This is a genomic window from Massilia sp. Masssp94 (assembly GCF_059491305.1).
In genome coordinates this window covers 4,496,075-4,514,124 of record NZ_CP168501.1, presented here as the reverse complement: position 1 = coordinate 4,514,124, position 18,050 = coordinate 4,496,075, and the positions used below count along the sequence as shown (strand labels likewise).

Genomic DNA, 18,050 nt, shown 5'->3' with positions numbered 1-18,050 from the left:
TTACCTCTTCCCACATAACAATCACGCTTGAATCAAGGAAGAACAAGATGGGCTTTCTCGCCAATATGAATATTGCGAAACGTCTCGGCGTGGGCTTCGCCCTTGTGCTGGGCCTGACCCTCGTCATCGCGGCCGCCGCCGTCTGGCGCCTGAATGCGATCGCGGATGCGACGCGCGCGATGATGGCCGTCCCGCTGGCCAAGGAGCGCATGATGGAAGAATGGCATATGCAGACGTTCGCCGCCGTGCGCCGTACCGCCGCCATCGTCAAGAGCTCGGACCCCAGCCTCGTCGAATTCTTCAAGGCCGACGGCGTCAAGACCGCCAGCCGCTCGACCGAACTGCAGAAGCAGATCGAAGCGCTGGTCGACGGCGACGAGGAACGCGCGCTGTTCGGCCGCATCGGCGAACTGCGCAAGGCCTACACGTCGTCCAAGCAACGCGCCATCAAGGCCAAGGCCGCCGGCGACACCGCCGAGGCCGAGCGCATCCTGAACCAGGAATACGTGCCGACGTCGGAAGCCTACGAAGGCAAGCAGGCCGAGCTGGTCAAGATGCAGCAGAACCGCATCGACACCATCGCCAGGGAGATCGACAACGCCAGCCGCCACAGCGCGCGCATGATCATGATCGTGGCCGGCATCGCCGTGCTGTTCGGCGCCGGCTGCGCGTGGGTGCTCGCGATTGCGATCGTGCGTCCGATCCGCCAGGCCGTGGACCTGGCCGAGAAGGTGGCCGCCGGCGACCTCACCCAGCACATCGACGCGAGCGGCACGTGCGAGACGGGCGCCCTGCTGCGCGCGCTGCGCAACATGAACGACAGCCTCGTCGCGATCGTCGCGCAGGTGCGCAGCGGCACCGATACCATCGCGACCGCGTCGGCCGAAATCTCGGCCGGCAACATGGACCTGTCTTCGCGCACCGAACAGCAGGCCGGCTCGCTCGGCACGACGGCCAGCACGGTCGAAGAACTGACGGGCACCGTGCGCCAGAACGCGGACAACGCGCGCCAGGCGAGCCAGCTGTCGATCGCCGCGTCGGAAATCGCGACGCAGGGCGGCGCCGTCGTCGACCAGGTCGTGCAGACGATGGGCGCGATCAACGATTCGTCCAAGAAGATCGTCGACATCATTTCGGTCATCGACGGCATCGCCTTCCAGACCAACATCCTTGCGCTGAACGCGGCCGTCGAAGCGGCGCGCGCCGGCGAACAGGGCCGCGGCTTCGCCGTCGTGGCGGGCGAGGTGCGCACGCTGGCCCAGCGCTCGGCCGCCGCGGCGAAAGAGATCAAGGCCCTGATCGTCGATTCCGTCAACAAGGTCGAGGACGGCACGAAGCTGGTCGACCAGGCCGGCATGACGATGAGCGAAGTGGTCGACAGCATCCGCAAGGTGAGCGACATCGTCGCCGAGATCGCCAGCGCCAGCGGCGAGCAGAGCACCGGCATCGAACAGGTCAACCACGCCATCGCCGACATGGATTCGTCCACGCAGCACAATGCCGCCCTCGTCGAGGAATCGGCGGCCGCGGCCACCGCGCTGCGCGACCAGGCCGACAAGCTGGCCGAAGTGGTCGCCCTGTTCCATATCGACGCGACAGCCATGACGGCACCGAAAGCCGCGCCTGCGCCCGCCCCCTCGCGCGCCGTCGTGCCCGTGAAGACGAAGACGAGCGTCCGCAAGCCGGCACCGAAAGCGGCATCGACCGAGGAGTGGGAAACGTTCTGAAGCCGTCCGTGCGTTCCCGGCCGAACCGGCGCGTCGGACTCGGGTTATCCTTGTGCTCCCGGACTGGAATGAGGCGAGGAGACGGAAAATGTCTTACGAGGAACGCGACGACTACGGCATGTACAAGAACAAGCATGGCAAGGGACCGGGCCCGGAGCTGATGGGCGCGAACACCCTGATCGGCGACCACGTCCACAACCTGCAGAACGAGCACCTGGGCGTCATCAAGGAATTCATGGTGGACATGCGCACGGGTGCCATCGTCTACGCCGTGATGTCGTCCAGCCGCTTCCTCGGGCTGGGCGAAAAACTCTTCGCCGTGCCCTGGCAGGTGCTGACCTTGGACCCGCAGCACAAGCGCTTCACGATGGACATCCCCAAGGAACGCATCGCCAGCGCGCCCGGCTTCGATACCGACCACTGGCCGGACATGGCCGATACGCGCTGGATGGGCGAGGTGCACGCGTACTTCGGCACCTCGCCGGTTACGGTTTGACCGGGCGACCTCGCTGAATCACGTCGTCCGATAATTGTCCAGGCTCGATTTGAGCTTGGCACCACAGCTCGTCACGTCGTCCTCGAAGGCGATCGAGACGCCATTGATGCGATGGTGCGCTGAACCGCTGGCGATCGTGCAACCGCTGTGCCCTTGAACTGGACAACTGCACGCGTCGCCAACGCAGGCCACGGGAATGCCATTCACCTTGAAATGGCTGGCACGGGCACTGATCACTTTTCCACCGTGACTTGTCGCGTCGCCTAGCCGAATCACATTACGCATGTTTGCCTCGATCAGTGCCGTGCAGTCGCCAGGTCTTTCATAGCCGGACTTTCTTCTGCCCCGAGAACAGCGCCAACCGTCGGCGGCTTGTAGTTTTCGGAGTCAACAGCCGGCTTCACCTGGTGCTTGAACACATCCCGGCCCTCCTGCTTGCTCAGGGACGCCTCTGTCGGAGGGCTGATGAACACGATGCTTGCCCCTGCGGGATCGCGCAGGTTGATCGCAGCCGACGTGCCTCCATGGATATAGCTGCCCATCACGCCCAGCGCCATCTGCATGAAGAACGTAGCGGCACCGGTATTGCCGAGGCGGCGATCGGTGTTGATGAATTGCGCCGTCTTACTTGTGTCGATCCCGGGCCCGCCCTGCGCGGCATAGGCATGCAGCACGCCTTCCAGGGTCGCCTGCTGGTCAACATGGTTGCCGAACGCACCGACGATCCGGGCCGGGCCTTTTGCGCGCTCCGCGTCAGGCAAGGTCTGCAACGCTTGCTGCCACCCGGCCTCAAGGATCTTCTGGCGGGCCTCGCGCCGCTTGACTGGCTCGCCGTGCTCGTCCTCGAACTTCACGAAGACAGGGCGGTGGATGTAGCCGAGCGAAGGCAGGTTGTCGAAGGCTTCCATCTGGTTGCGGTTCCATGGGACGGGGAACCACGGGGTCGGCTTCCAGTCCTTGGGCGGATCGTTCATCCAGCGGCGGAAGGCGGCCAGCGAGATGTCGGCTTCATTCTTGTCGAAGACCGGGCGCTTGGCGAAGACGGCTACGGCCTTCAGCCATTCGGCGACAGTGGGATTGCGGCCGCCGTCGAATTGTTCCGGGTGGGCAAGTTTTGCCGGCGTTGGTGCTGACTCCTTCAAGTGGTAGTACATCCTTCGAAGATTTTCCTGCAGATAGTCGTTGGCCGGGTCGTCCCATACGTAAGGTCGCAACGGCTCGACCCGCTCGCGTCGCGCCAAGACGAAAACAGCCGTGGAATCGGGCATGTCAGGGATATAGTAGCCATCCCTGATGAGCCGCGGAGCCTCTGGCGGAAGATCGCCATCACGTGTGGCCGAGCTGTCGTCCGCCAGAAGGATGACATATGGCAGGTCCGGATGGCTGTCGAAAAACGCGAACACCTGTTCTAGCAACTGGTCGGGGCGTTCGCTCAGCTGCCATGGTCCCGTGACGAACAGATGCCATGCCATGCCGGTGGTTTCCGCGCTGGCGGCCAGTCCTGCGATCGGCCGAAGCTCGCTCGGTTGTTGCGCAGGATCGGGAATCGGACTTCCGGCATAAAAGCTGGGGACGCCCCAGAACATCGGGGATGAGTCGGCGCCGTTTTCCAACGCGTCGCAGGCACGTCCACCGCTCGCGCCAATCTTGTCGTTAGCCGCCCATTCGTATTTGTTAGGATCCTGCTCGCGGATGCTGGTGAAGGGCGTCCCCATCTGAAGGACGTCCCACAGCTTCCCCTGCCGGTATTTTTCGTAGGTCACCCCAAGGCCGATCACTTCCAGCACGTATTCGCGGCGTGCCTTCCCGGCACGGGCGGCGGCTTCCTGTTCCTGGAGTTGCTGGTTTTTCTGCTGCCACTCGCGCTCGCGCGCGTTAGCGGCAGATGAAGCGTAAAGCCATTTGCCACCAAACAGCAGGATGACCAACACTAGCGGCACACTGAACCAACGCATTCTATCCATCGTCGTCTCCACGCTGACTTTTGCCAGTTCCGGGTGCAAGACCCGAAAATCGAGCATCATCCACAACAGGCATACAAAGGGAAAAGCGATGACCGCACCGGCAAAATACCGCCACGTCGCGGGTCGCTTGACGTCACTCGCAACTCCGATCGCCGGACTGCTCATGACGTCACCTTCATGTCGCTCGTCTGGGTTACGCGTTTTCCGGCCGTGGTCTCGGACACGACGATCCCCCACAGTTTCCCCGTCAACAGCGGAAGGCATGGAGGCAGGTTGCCGAAGCTGTAGTACTTTGCGTTGCCCTCGATGAGCTCACGCCGCCACGGTGGTTCGCACTGGAGGTAGGCACCGAAATCGGTCACGAACTTCTCCCATCTCAATATGCCGGGACGGGGTTTTTCCTTTGAATCCGGCATCTTCAACCGCCAATCCGCCACCGCACACAAATACGCATAAAACCTGGGATCACTGGACGCCTTCCCGCTCCCGATCGCGACATCATAAGCGGTCACCTGGCTATGGTTCCTGGCGCTGTCGAAGATGGCACTGTGAAAGGACTTTGCACCCAGTTCATGCTGCCAGCGCCGTCGCGCCACGTTCGGACTTTCGCCGATGACCGCGAGCACCCTGCCGTCCGGATGACGAATGGCGCTCAATACCGTGAACTTATCGTCTGGATTGGAATTGTTCGGATTCTTTTCGGCGTTGTACGCGGCCTCCATGCGCTGCAGGTCGCTCTTCCCCAGTAGCTGCGGCGACGCTGGATGCGTGGCATATCCGGCCGGGTCGGGGCGCTCCTCGACATGTCCCTTCATGCCGGCACTGCTCGTAACTGCGATGGCAGCCGTAATCGGATCGACCTCCTCGCACGGCCCACGATCGCCCGGTTTCAGCATCGCATGGCTGGACCCGGCAGGAAGCTTATCGGCATCGACCTGGTTGCCGCGCATGTCGGCCAAGCAGGGTTTAGGGAGGGTCTCGCCATTGATGGTGCGGATACCATTGCGCTGTTCTTCCGGCGTGTCGTACCCGCGGACCGGCCACCTTGCGATCGGCAACGAGGCACGCAGACTGCGTCCGCTGGACTCGACGTGGGCATGGTCATCTTCGCCCTTCAGGCGCAATGGGAAGTCGTGTGGCGGGAGTCCTACGAGCACGGGGCCGACCTTCTGCGCGCGCGGGTCCAGGCGCTGCTTCGCGGTGAATACGCGTTGGCGAAATCCCTCTCCCAACTCCGCGAGAGGCTGTCGCGCGATTTTTTCGGATTGCCAACGGGGAGCACCTGTCATGAAGCCCTTGCTGGCAGCAAAACCGCCGGCATCCAATTGTCCCTTCAACCGGGTACCGCGGATATAGTCCGGCACGCCCTGCCAGCCTATACCTTTCATGTTGTCGAGCGCGACCGTCATGTCTTCCGGGCTGAAGTAGAGGTAAACCTTGCCCCGGTTGTCGCGGTCCTCATCCGGCTTCCAGCGCCCTTCGACCATGCCGCCGCAACTGGTCTCGTCGATCTTCGCGAATGCCGGCTCGCTAGCCTTCGCCTTGGCGACACCTTGCACGATGTTGACCAGTGTCTGCAGCCTGGCGTTCAGGTTCTGTGTTCCGGATATTTGATCGTAATACGGCTTCATGACGCCATCCGTACCACCGGAAAACATATTGATAGCCTTGACCTTGAAGTTCGTGTCCTCGTCAAGACCATACGGAGGATGGGTCAGGATCAGGGTGTCGGCGGTACGTTCCCCGCGTTCGATCAGGAACGCCTGGGCGAGGAGACTGATCAGGCAGCCCTGGCTGTGCGCGACGATCGTGACCGTATCCTTCGGCTCGTAGTCGCGAATGATTGACACCAGTGCCGCCAGGCGACGGGCAGCCAGCACCATATACATGCGTCCCGGACCGTCACGTAATGGTCGCAACGGATCGTTCATGATGTCTGCCGGTGCACCGACGCCGCGATTCCACATGTCGGGCAAGGTGCTGGTGGCATTACCAAATGGCCCGCCTTCTTTCGACAAATCCTTGTCGAGGCGGTTGCCGTAACGGTCGGTTATCTGGCCATTGACCGTCTTCGTCTCGTCCCTGACTTCGCGAAATCCCCAGTAGAACGGAATCACCGGACTGTTCGTATCTTTACCCAGCTTGCGCTTGTAGTAGGCGTCATCCGGATCGTCGACCACCTGGTCTTTGTCGGTGGGCAGCGTGTAGTCCGCGGGCGTGAAGTGACGATACAAGCGCCGCTCCAGGCCCGCGCACAAGCCGGCTTCCACGTCGGCATACCCGGCGCCCACATCGTTCACGCCGTGGATAATGATGATGTTGCCCGGCTGCTCGCGCGGGTGTTCGATGACTTTGTCGGACACGCGCTTGTGCTGCAATACCGTCGTGGTCGTGTGCGCCACATACTCCGGTTTCGGATATTTTCCGGCCATCTTCTCCTCCCATGACGTTATTGTTCGCCACCTCGCATGAGCCCGATCTCGGCCATGTGCATCGCATCGCGTTCGATCAGGCTGGACTTGCCGTCGGCGCTGCTCCGGGCCTGTAACGCCGATCCATCGCTGAGCGCGATATTCAGCTTTGCGTCCTTGACGACCGCACCCGGCGGCCTCTCACCGGTCTCCAGCGGAATACCGGGCGCGTAACGGACCACGAGTTTCTGGTCCGCATTGCCATGGCCAAAACTCGGGAACCCGGCCGTCATGGTCTCCGGTCCGTCATAGAGAAAGTCTGGAGCATGGAACTTGAGCGGTTGTTTACTGCCAATGACGGGCGGACCGTCGCCCAGCTTCAGGAATGATCCGTCCTCGGCCACCAGCAGAATGACCTTGGCGGAGATTTTGGCCATACCTTCGGTCGCGGATAGCGTCAGGTTCTTGGCCGAGTTGATATCCGTATCGTCGTGCTGGCTCTGGAGCAGGACCTTGCCGAAGTGGGCGATACCGGTAAGGCCGTCATGGTGGGCGAACAGCGAGATGCCTTTGCCCGCGTTGAGATTGAAGCGCTGTCCTGCCGTCAGTTGCAGGTGCTGCTGCGCCACGGTATCGATGTTGCGTGCCGAATAGCTGACGATCGCACTAGTGCTGGCAAAGCCGATACCGGCTGGCGACGTGATGCCGATGACCGGCTCTCCCGGCTCGGCCGCTTCAGGCGCGGTGTTGCTGCCGTTTTCCCAATGCCTGAAGCGGGTCAGCAGTTTGTTCTGTTCCCCGGCGTCGAGCGACAGGCCATTGTGTTCAGCCGCGTAACTGCCAAGTGCGTTGCATAGCTCACCGCACTCGCGCAACAAGTCCAGGAAATCGTCGCGTGCCAGTTGTCTGCCTTTCGTGGCCGCGCCCCCCAACAACTTCCATGAACTCAGCAAGATGCCGCGGGCTGCACGCAAGGCGATCGTTTCATCGCTGCGCAACTCGGCCCCTTCGCCCCGCGGGGCGGCGCCGCCATCTCGGCGCGGCTCGGTCAAATAGCCCAGGTTCAACTCAGTCGACCCGTGGTCGCTCTCCAACTGCGCGCTGATCTGGCCCGGCGTATCGTCCAGTCGAAGCTGGTTGCCGCGCGCGCCCCTCACTTCGCGTGACCGGATACCGGACTGGTACTTCGTATCTGGCAATCGGCCCTCATGACGAAAGGCTGGCGGCAATGCCGCCCCGTTGAATACCTGTCCAACGATGATGGGCTTGTCCGGATCACCGCCGGCGAAGTCAACAAGTACTTCGGTGCCAACTGGAGGGAGCAGACGCGTGCCGCACTCGCCGTGTGTACCGAGCGCACTGCCGGCCCAACTGGAGGCGACGCGGACCCACGCCGAATCCCGGTCGGAATCGGAACTGCCTGCGCCCCCTGCATGAACATGGTCTTCCGGGCGGGCGGACTGAAAGCGGATCTTGACGCGTCCCAGCTCATCGCACCACACCTCCTCGTTCGCGGGTCCGACCACGATTGCCGTCTGCAAAGCGACAACCGGAAGCGGAGCGGGAGGAGGAACAATGCGGACGTCACGCCGCACACAGGTAAAGCAGACTCTGAAACGGATCGGCTCGCCCTTGACGTCAACGAAGTTGGCAGCGTCCCCGGTGTCCCAGCCATTGCGGTTCAACAGCCGGTCGACACGTGCGTCTATCTCGACCGGCAGGTTGTTCCGCGCCGCGATGCGTTGACTGGTGACGACGAAATCGCGTTCATTGGACGGGTGCATATCGATCTCGGGATGCCCTTGAAGGCTGAACCATTCACCGACCGACAGATCACGCACGCCTCCTTCACCGTAAAAATGCTTGGACTCATAATCGTGGTGCGCCATCCGGGCGTCGCCCAGGTCGAAAAGATCGCGTGCGGTATCGCCAATGTGAGGTGGTGCGACCCAGTAATCGTCCAGGACTGCGGCCAAGTCATTTCCTTGCACTCCCTGGTCGGCCCGTGACCGTGTACGAGCTGCCATGAAGGCATTGCCGGACGGCTGCTTGTAATCCCAGCTGTAGAGCGAAGCACTGCCCGGTTGCAAGCTACGGGAGGCTCCCCAACCATCGATTGCGTCACGTTCCTCCGTGGCGGCATCGCGGTGGAAACGCACGGAACCCGCCGTAGTTCGCGCAAGCTGATTGGGATCATCGAACAGCACGAGCGTGTGGCCAATAGCAGGCTCCAGTCCGGAGCGTGTCTCCTGGTCGGGCAAGCCGCTGCGGAACATCCACGCGACCCCTCGCCGCCACAGCAGGCGTCGGATGAATGCGGCATCAGATTCGTTGTGCTGCATGATCAGTTCGCGTTGCGGATGCTTGTTGTCGAGACCCGTAGCAACTTCCAGATCGAACGTCGCGCGCAGTACACCGCTGCGTGCGCGCCATTCAGACACCAGCGTCCTGACGACATCCAGTTCGCTCCGGTTACGAAACACACGCGTGTTGCTGCGACCTTCCATGACTGACATCGCATCGCGCATGACCAACTGGTACGTCGCGAGAGCGCCATCGCTTTGGCCGGATAGAGCCTCGGTGACGATCCCGCAGATGCGACGCAACTCGCCGCGATCGGTCACGATGCGCAGTTCGGCGGGCACACCGATGAAATCCTTCAGCGCCAGGCTCGCGTCATCCGCCACGCACAGAATGCGGTAAACAAAACCGCCGCAAATAGATTCACTGCCGAGCACACGTTGAGGCAATAGCACGTCATCACGTATGCCACCGGGCCGAGCCAGCGCAAGGCCTAGCGGACGTTCACGTGTGACGAGCCTGTACTCCGCCAATTCGATCGCCCGTCGCAAAACGCCTTTGCCCATTGGGAATCTCCTCGATGTCAACAGGCCATCCCGGCCAAATCGTGATCAGGAACTCAGGAAAGGCATAATGATTCACGCATGTCAGAGGTCTCATCATGCGTTGGCGCAATTTCAGTGGTGAAATCACAGGACATGGCGCACTACCAAGGCTGCCCAACACATGGGCGGTAAGGCGCTATTTCCGCCGGTTGTGTGAACCGGCGGAGCTGGCAGGACATTGCGCCCCGCCGTTGTTTACTTCTTCGGCGGCATCAGGTCGAGCAAAATCGCCGTCTCGGCCTTGATGGTATTGACGACGGTCGGCTTGAAGTCCGGCGCCCACTGCGGCGAGTGCGTACCCGGCAGCGGCTGGCCGGCCTTCTTCGCGGCGTCCAGGCGGGCGGCGTCGACGGCGCCCACGTGCAGCAGGATCGCCTTCACGCCCGGTTGCTGGCCATACTGCGAAAAGTCTTCCGACGTCATCTTCGGCGGCATCTCCTTCACGAACTCGGGGCCCACGGCGCCCTGCACGGCCTTCACCATGCGGGCCAGCGTCTCCGGATCGTTGTAGACCGAATCCGTACCCGGCTTCACTTCCACCAGCGGTTCCTTCGGCGCGCCGGCGGCCATCGCTTCGCCCTTCGCTTCGCGCGCGATGCTGGCCAGCACGCGCTTGCGCACTTCCGGCTTGAAGGTGCGCACGGACAGCTGCAAGGTCACCTGGTCGGGAATGATGTTCGCCTGCGTGCCGCCGTGGATGCTGCCCACGGTGATCACGACCGGGTCGATCGGGTTGTTCTCGCGCGAGACGAGCGTCTGCAGCGCCAGCACGATGCGCGACGCCATCACGATCGGGTCGCGCGCCTCGTGCGGCACGGCGCCGTGGCCGCCCTGGCCGAACACGGTGATGCTGACGACGTCGGACGACGCGCGGAACGGACCGGCGTGGTACATGATCGTACCGGACGGCATGGACGCGTCGTCATGGAACGACAGCGCGTAATCCGGCTTCGGGAAGCGCGTGAACAGGCCATCCTTCAGCATCGCGCTGGCGCCGTTCACCGGCTCCTCGGACGGCTGGCCGACGAGCATCAGCGTGCCGCTCCAGGCCTTGCGGTTCCCGGCCATCAGCTTCGCGGTGCCGTACCACGCCGACATGTGCAGGTCGTGGCCGCAGGCGTGCATCACGGAGACAGTGTCGCCGGCGGCGTTCTTCGTCGTGACCTTGCTGGCGAACGGCAGGCTCGTTTTTTCCTGGACCGGCAGTGCGTCCAGCTCGGTGCGCAGCATCACGGTCGGGCCGGGGCCGTTGCGCAGGATGGCGACGACACCGGTGCCGCCGACGCCGGTCGTGACGTCGAAGCCCAGCGCCTTGGCGCGCTCGGCCAGCTTGGCCGCGGTCTGGAGTTCGTTGAACCCGAGCTCGGGGTTGCGGTGCAGGTCCTGGTACAGCGTTTCGATGGCCGGGTAGCTGGCGTTCAGCTGTTCGGCGAACGGCGCGGGCAGCGCGGCGGCGCCGGCGGCCTGGGTGCCGATGACGCCCGCCAGGAACAGGGTGGTGCGGAGAATGCGGGAAGATTTCATGAGTATCCGTGAACAAAAAAAACGGGTGGACGATGCCGCCACCCTTTTTTACGCTAACAGATGCGTCCAAATGCGACAATGGATCGTTTAACAATTCCCATAGGTAGCCTGTGGAAACTACGTAGTGGAGTGTTGCGTAAAAGTTTCTTTACAGAATTTATTTTTCCAAGTGGAAAATATGATGCGTACAATATGCCCCTTCGTTTCACAAGGACTCACGATGGGACTCATTGCAAACATGAAGATCGGCCGACGCCTCGGCCTGGGCTTCGCCCTCATCCTCGCGATGACGGTGGCGATCGCCGCGGTCGGCGCGTGGCGCCTCACCGAAGTTGCCAACGCGACCAAGGCCATGATGGCCGTGCCGCTCACGAAGGAACGCCTGATCACGGACTGGTACAGCCTGAACTACGCGTCGATCCGCCGCACCGCCGCCATCGTCAAGAGCACCGACCCGTCGCTCGGCCCGTACTTCAAGGACGACGCGGCGGCCTCGGTGAAGCGCGCCGCCGAACTGCTCAAGCAGATCGAACCGCTGATCGCGGCCAGCGGTCCGGAACATGACCTGTTCGCGCAAATCGTCGAACAGCGCAAGACGTACAGCGCGTCGCGCGACGGCGCCGTCAAGGCCAAGGCCGACGGCAACGCGGACGAAGCCGCGCGCATCCTCGACCAGGCGTTCACGCCGGCCGCCGGGAAATACCAGGCACTGCTGCAAGACCTCGTCGCCATGCAGCGCACCAGCATGGATGCCACCGCCGCCGCGATCGATGCCGACGCGACGCTCAGCACCCGCCTGATCGTCATCTTCAGCAGCTGCGCGCTGGCGCTGGGCGCCCTCGTGTCGTGGCTGCTCACGCGCGGCATCGTGCTGCCGATCCGCGCCGCGGTGGCCGTGGCCGAGACGGTGGCGGCCGGCGACCTGACGCACGCGATCGAAGCGCATACGCAGGACGAGACGGGCGCCCTGCTGCGCGCCCTGCGCCACATGAACGACAGCCTGGTGGGCATCGTCAGCCAGGTGCGCGGCGGTACGGACACCATCGCGACGGCCTCGCGCGAGATCAGCGCCGGCAACCTCGATCTGTCGGCCCGCACCGAGCAGCAGGCCGGCGCGCTGGAAGAGACGGCCGCGTCGATGGAAGAACTGACGACGACCGTGCGCCAGAACGCGGACAATGCGCGCCAGGCCAACCAGCTCGCCATCGCGGCGTCGGCCATCGCCACGCAGGGCGGCGCCGTGGTCGGCGAAGTCGTCACGACGATGGGCGCCATCAACGCGTCGGCCAGCCGCATCGCCGACATCATCGGCGTCATCGACGGTATCGCCTTCCAGACCAACATCCTCGCATTGAACGCGGCCGTGGAAGCGGCGCGCGCCGGCGAACAGGGACGCGGCTTCGCGGTCGTGGCGTCGGAAGTGCGCAACCTCGCGCAGCGCTCGGCCGCCGCGGCGAAGGAGATCAAGGACCTGATCGCCACGTCGACGGCCAACGTGGACGCGGGCACGAAGCTCGTCGACCAGGCCGGCGCGACGATGGAACAGGTGGTCGGCAGCATCCGCCGCGTGACCGACATCATGGCCGAGATCACGAGCGCCACGCAGGAGCAGACGGGCGGCATCGAGCAGGTCAACCAGGCCATCGGCCAGATGGACCAGGTGACCCAGCAGAACGCGGCGCTCGTCGAGGAAGCGGCGGCGGCCGCCGCGTCGATGCAGGAGCAGGCGGCGACGCTGGCCGAAGTGGTCGGCGTGTTCAAGGTCGAGCGCGGGTTCAGCCTGGCTGCGCCGGTGGCGGCAAGGCCCGTCGCTCGTCCCGCCCTGCCGGCGAGCTTCTGACCCCTTACACCTTGCGCACGCTGCAGACCGTGTCGAACCACGACTGCATGCCCACCAGCGGCGCCGGGTTGACGGGCAGGATGGCATTGATGTTCACGCCGTTGCCCCGCCCGCCGTTGCGCGCGTCCCACCACACGCCGTTCGTGAGGTCGTCGACGCGCGGCGCCGGCGCAAGGCTCTTGCGGATCGGCGCCTGGCCGGTGGCATCCAGCACGGCGTCGCGCGCGCCCGCACGGCCCTGCGCGGCGCGCCCGCCCACCTGCCAGCCCAGCGAGTTCGACACGGCCAGCACCTTCGGATGGATGGCGTCGGTGACGAACACGCGGATGCGCGCGCGGCCCACGACCTCCTCGCGTCCCGCGGGCGCGGCCTTGAAGGCGACGTCGCCCAGTGTGCCCGAGCGGGGGCGGTAGGTCGTCAGTTCGACCATGTCGCCGGACTTCACCCCGATGCGCCGCGCCACCTTCGGATGCATCCACATCGGGTTGTCGTGCACGATCTCGGACAGGTATTTTTGCGACGCCGTGCGGCCCTGCGTGTGCACGTTCCACTTGAACGTCGTCAGGACGAAGCGGTCGTCGGCAAGCCGGTCCAGGCCGGGCACGGGGTGGAATGCCGGCATGCCGTCGTCCGCCATGCCCGCCTTCGCCGCGACCTCCGCCACTTCCGGCGCGAGGATCTCGAAGCGGCGCGACGGCGTGGCGAACCCGCGCAGCGGCTCGCCCTTCACCATCATCCCGATGGCGCGCTCCTTGCCCGTCTTGTCCATCTTGAGAATGCGGCCCGTGCCGTCGACGCGCGTACCGTCCAGTTGCGCGGCCCCGAGCCTGCGGCGGTACACCTCGTAAGTCTTGGGCTGGCTCGTGTCCACATGCACGCCGTAGTGCTTCATATAGTCGAAGCCCGACGCGAACGTGCGGCCGTCCGGACCTTGCGTCGGCAGCTTCGAACACTGCGCGCGCACGAAGTCCTCGTGGGCACCGAACGCGAAATACTTCGCCTGCTCCGGCGCCAGGCGCCGGCCCACGTCGAACAGGACCTCGGGGAAGGACCGCGCCTCGCCCGGCGGCGCCGTCATCGGCTGGCGCAGCATCACGTAGTGCTGCAGCTCGAGGTTGTTGCGGATGTCCATGCCCCACCGTTCGAGATAGGTCGCATCGGGCAGGATCAGGTCGGCCCAGTGCGCCATCTCGGAATACACGATGTCCGAGCAGGCGTGGAACGGGATCAGCTTTTCGTCGGCCAGCACACGGGCGGCCGTCGTGCGGCCCTCCGGCCACGTCATCGGGGACACGATCGTGTAGCTCAGGTAGACGTCGAGCTGCGCGCGGCCCTGCTCCAGGTAGTCGTACACGACCTGGCCCACCTTCATCTTCTGCCACCGGTTCGCCAGCGGCCACTCCGGCGGGTCTTCCAGGTCGGTGCGGATCCTGACCTTGGGCGGCTCGGGCTGTGGCGCCGGGTACTTCGCCGGCGCCAGCTTCTCTTCGAGCCCGTAGCAATAGCCGCCCGGGCGGCCGACGGAACCGACCAGCGCATTGAGCATGACGACGGCGCGTTCGTTGTTGAAGCCGTTGTAGTGCGCGCCCGTGCCGCGGTTGGTGAAGGCGGCGACGGCGGGACGCGCGCGTGCGAACTCGATCGCGATCCGTTCGATGTCCGCAGCCGGCACGCCCGACTGGGCCTGCGCCCACGCCGGCGTGCAATCCTTCAGCCACGTGCGCAGTTGCGCCTCGCCGGGCTGCACGAAGTCCTCGATGAAGGCGCGGTCGTGCAGGTTCTCGCGCAGGATCACGTGCGCCATCGCGAGCGCGATCGCGCCTTCGGTGCCCGGATGCGGCTGGAACCATTCGTCGCTGCGGCCCGCGGTATTCGACATGCGCACGTCGAACGTCACGAGCTTGGCGCCGTGGTCGAAGCGCGCCTTGACGACGCGTTTTACCAGATGCAGGCCGCCCTGGTGGGCCTCATAAAAATTGGCGCCGAAGTTCAGGAAGTAGCGGCAGCGCTCGGCGTCGATCGATTCCCAGTCGGTCTCGCCCAGGCTCACGTAGTTGGCGGCGCGCTTGTTCGACGAACACAGCGCGCGGTGGTTCAGCAGGACGGGCGAGCCGACCGCGTTCAGGAAGCGCGCGAACTCCGCCTCGTAGCGCGAGCGGCCCTGGTGGATCGCCACGCGCTCGGGGTGGCCGTCCGCGATGCTCTTGCGGATGCGCGCCGCGATCTCGTCGTACGCCTCGTCCCACGTGATGCGCTTCCACAGGCCCTCGCCCCGCTTGCCCACGCGCTTGAGCGGGTACAGCAGGCGCTCGGGATACGTGTTGATCGTGGGACCGCTCTGCCCCTTCGCGCACGTCATGAAGCTGCCGAGGTTCGGATCGAGCGGATTGCCGCGGATCTTGACGACCTTGCCGTCCTCGACGAACCCCTCGATGCCGCACACGGTGGAGCAGTTCAGGCACACGCTTTTCACCGCCGTGGCCGTGCGGTAGTCGACGTGCCGCTTGCGTGCCTTGCCGTCCGCGTCGGTCGCGTAGTTCAATGGCTCGGCGGCGGCGGCCGCAGCATCGCCCGGAGCGAGCAGGATGGTCTCGCCGACGGCCAGCGTGGCCAGCGCACCGAGACCGGACTTGAGAAAACCGCGTCGTTCCATCACTTGCCTCCCTTCGGTTTGGCCGTCGCGTTGCCGACGACGGTGCCGTAATCGGCGCGCAGCTCCGCCCACGTGTCGATCTCGTACGTGAACGGATCGTGGTTGCGGCCCTTCGGCAGCTTGTTCTCGACGGCGCGCGGCACGACGGTCCCGATGCCGCGGTAATGCACGGCCGGCCTCGTGCCCTCCTGCGGCTTGAGCACGGCCAGCTCCTTCCTGTGCCGCGCGTTGAAGCGGCTCACGGCGCTGCCCGGGTCGTTCAGGTCGCCGAACGCGAACACGTCGGCGGGACACGCCTCCACGCACGCCGGCTGCATGCCGGCGTCGAGCCGGTGACTGCAGAAGTCGCACTTGTCCGCGACCTGCGCAACCGGATCGATGTGGATGGCGCCGTACGGGCACGCGGCGATGCAGTCGCGCGACCGGTCGCAGCTGTCCACGTCGATGCGCACGACGCCGTCCGCGTCGCGGCGGATCGATTCGGTGGGACACGCCTTCAGGCACGGCGCGTCCTCGCACTGCATGCACAGGGCAGGCAGGAACGCGCGCTTCGGCGTGACCTTGCCGGCGGCGTTCTTGCCGTGGAAGTCGTGGTAATAGACCTTGGTGCGGAACATGCCGAGGTAGACCGAGTTCTCGACCTTGCAGGCGACGGAGCAGGCATGGCAGCCGATGCAGCGCTCGGTGTCGATGGCCAGGCCCCAGTGCGGAGTTTTTTCAGGTGTCATGGCGTGAAGAATGGTGGGCCGCGCGGGCGCGAAACCCACGATGATAAACGATCGCGCCGCGCGGCCCCTTCACAACGTGTTACGCCGCGGCCGCGAAGTGGCGGTTCACGCCACTGAGGATCGCCCGGAACGACGCGGTCATGATGCTGCCGTCCACGCCGACGCCGAACAGCGAACCGCCGCTGCCGACGCGCAGCTCGACGTAGCACGCGGCCTGCGCATCGGCGCCGCGGCCCAGCGCGTGCTCGTGGTAATCCATCACCTTGACGTCGAGGTCCAGCGCATTCACGAACGCGTCGATCGGGCCGTTGCCGATGCCGTGACGGGTCGTGCGCACGCCGTCGATCTCGATGTCGACCTCCAGCCGCGTGCCGTTTTCTCCTTCATTCGACATGGCGTGACCGCGATAGACATGACGGCCCGGGTCCAGGTACTCGCCGCGGAAGATCGCGTGGATGTCGGCGGCGGCCACTTCGCGTCCGCTGCTGTCCGTCGCGTGCTGCACGGCGCGGCTGAATTCGATCTGCAGCCGGCGCGGCAGGACAAAGCCGTATTCCTGTTCGAGCAGGTACGCGATGCCGCCCTTGCCCGACTGGCTGTTCACGCGGATCACGGCATCGTAATTGCGTCCCAGGTCGGCCGGATCGATGGGCAGGTACGGCACTTCCCAGATCGCGTCGGACTTCTGCTGCGCGAAGCCCTTCCTGATCGCGTCCTGGTGCGAGCCGGAGAACGCGGTGAACACGAGGTCGCCCGCATACGGATGGCGCGGGTGGACGGGCAGCTGGTTGCAGTCCTCGACGCACTGGCGCACCGCGTCGATGTCGGAAAAATCGAGGCCCGGGTGGATGCCCTGCGTGTACAGGTTCAGCGCCAGGGTGACGATGTCCACGTTGCCGGTGCGTTCGCCGTTCCCGAACAAACAGCCTTCGACGCGGTCCGCGCCCGCCATCACCGCCAGTTCCGCCGACGCGACGGCCGTGCCGCGGTCGTTGTGCGGATGGACGGACAGGACGATGGCGTCGCGCCGCTCCAGGTGGCGGTGCATCCATTCGATCTGGTCGGCATACACGTTCGGCGTGCTGCACTCGACCGTCGACGGCAGGTTGACGATCATCCTGCGGTCCGGCGTCGGCTGCCAGATCGCGGAGACCGCATCGCACACCTCCTTTGAAAACGCCAGCTCCGTCATGCTGAACGTCTCCGGCGAGTACTCGAAGACCCATTCCGTGCCGGGCCGCGCGTCAGTCAGTTCCTTGATCAGGCGGGTGCCGTTCAGCGCGATCTGCTTGACGTCTTCCCGGGTCGCGCCGAACACGATGCGGCGGAACGCGGGCGCGATCGGATTGTAGAGGTGGACGATGGCGCGCCGCGCGCCCTGCAGCGAGTCCACGGTGCGGCGGATCAGGTCCTCGCGCGACTGGGTCAGCACCTCGATCGTCACGTCGTCCGGAATGCGGTCTTCCTCGATCAGCTTGCGCACGAAATCGAAATCCGTCTGCGACGCGGAGGGGAACGCGACTTCGATTTCCTTGAAGCCGATCTTGACGAGCTGCTCGAACATGCGCAGCTTGCGCTCCACGCTCATCGGCTCGATCAGGGCCTGGTTCCCGTCGCGCAGGTCGGTGCTCATCCAGATGGGAGGACGGTCGATGACGCGGTCCGGCCAGGCGCGGAAGGTGACGAGAGATTCGGTGGGGACGGTCGGGAAACGGCGGTACTTTGCTGCGGGGTGCGACAACATGGACGACTCCTTTTCAGGGCTGTGGGAAAACGCGGACGTGACGGGTCCCTGCCGCAT

11 protein-coding genes are annotated in these 18,050 nt (G+C 64.6%); 3 read left to right on the top strand and 8 right to left on the bottom strand.

The window, feature by feature from the left end:
- The first annotated feature begins 47 nt into the window (after positions 1–47).
- Positions 48–1,727, top strand: a complete 1,680-nt coding sequence (locus ACEN9G_RS19995) for a methyl-accepting chemotaxis protein (RefSeq protein ID WP_483126882.1) — start codon at positions 48–50, stop codon at positions 1,725–1,727.
- 88 nt (positions 1,728–1,815) lie between these two features.
- A complete protein-coding gene (locus tag ACEN9G_RS19990; RefSeq protein ID WP_413340554.1) occupies positions 1,816–2,223 on the top strand; it encodes a PRC-barrel domain-containing protein in 408 nt (135 codons plus the stop codon).
- Positions 2,224–2,241: 18 nt separating this feature from the next.
- Here the strand turns inward: ACEN9G_RS19990 and ACEN9G_RS19985 are convergent, their stop codons facing one another.
- The 5 genes from ACEN9G_RS19985 to ACEN9G_RS19965 all read right to left on the bottom strand — a co-directional run bounded on the left by ACEN9G_RS19985 (position 2,242) and on the right by ACEN9G_RS19965 (position 11,028).
- A complete protein-coding gene (locus ACEN9G_RS19985; protein WP_413340555.1) occupies positions 2,242–2,508 on the bottom strand; it encodes a PAAR domain-containing protein in 267 nt (88 codons plus the stop codon).
- Positions 2,509–2,519: 11 nt separating this feature from the next.
- A complete protein-coding gene (locus tag ACEN9G_RS19980; protein WP_413340557.1) occupies positions 2,520–4,352 on the bottom strand; it encodes a type VI lipase adapter Tla3 domain-containing protein in 1,833 nt (610 codons plus the stop codon).
- Positions 4,349–6,619 carry a T6SS effector phospholipase Tle3 domain-containing protein gene (locus ACEN9G_RS19975; protein ID WP_413340558.1) on the bottom strand — a complete coding sequence of 757 codons (2,271 nt, stop codon included), beginning with the start codon at positions 6,617–6,619 and terminating at the stop codon, positions 4,349–4,351. Before ACEN9G_RS19975 ends, ACEN9G_RS19980 begins: the two co-directional genes overlap by 4 nt.
- A 17-nt stretch (positions 6,620–6,636) precedes the next feature.
- Positions 6,637–9,465 (bottom strand): type VI secretion system Vgr family protein, encoded by a 2,829-nt coding sequence (locus ACEN9G_RS19970; protein WP_413340560.1) that lies wholly within the window; start codon positions 9,463–9,465, stop codon positions 6,637–6,639.
- A gap of 234 nt (positions 9,466–9,699) precedes the next feature.
- A complete protein-coding gene (locus ACEN9G_RS19965; protein WP_413340562.1) occupies positions 9,700–11,028 on the bottom strand; it encodes an amidohydrolase in 1,329 nt (442 codons plus the stop codon).
- A gap of 220 nt (positions 11,029–11,248) precedes the next feature.
- On the opposite strand from ACEN9G_RS19965, the gene ACEN9G_RS19960 reads away from it, so the two are divergent.
- Complete coding sequence (locus tag ACEN9G_RS19960) at positions 11,249–12,868, top strand: methyl-accepting chemotaxis protein (RefSeq protein ID WP_413340564.1); 1,620 nt, start codon at positions 11,249–11,251, stop codon at positions 12,866–12,868.
- A gap of 4 nt (positions 12,869–12,872) precedes the next feature.
- Here ACEN9G_RS19960 and ACEN9G_RS19955 read toward each other — a convergent pair whose 3' ends face one another.
- From ACEN9G_RS19955 to leuA, 3 genes are all read right to left on the bottom strand, one after another.
- Positions 12,873–15,521, bottom strand: coding sequence for a molybdopterin-containing oxidoreductase family protein (locus tag ACEN9G_RS19955; protein WP_483126881.1), 2,649 nt, complete (start codon positions 15,519–15,521; stop codon positions 12,873–12,875).
- Positions 15,521–16,249, bottom strand: coding sequence for a 4Fe-4S dicluster domain-containing protein (locus tag ACEN9G_RS19950; RefSeq protein ID WP_413343472.1), 729 nt, complete (start codon positions 16,247–16,249; stop codon positions 15,521–15,523). The genes ACEN9G_RS19955 and ACEN9G_RS19950 overlap by 1 nt, the downstream gene beginning before the upstream one ends.
- Before the next feature lie 79 nt (positions 16,250–16,328).
- Positions 16,329–17,993, bottom strand: a complete 1,665-nt coding sequence (gene leuA / locus ACEN9G_RS19945; RefSeq protein WP_413343470.1) for a 2-isopropylmalate synthase — start codon at positions 17,991–17,993, stop codon at positions 16,329–16,331.
- Between the last annotated feature and the right edge of the window lie 57 nt (positions 17,994–18,050).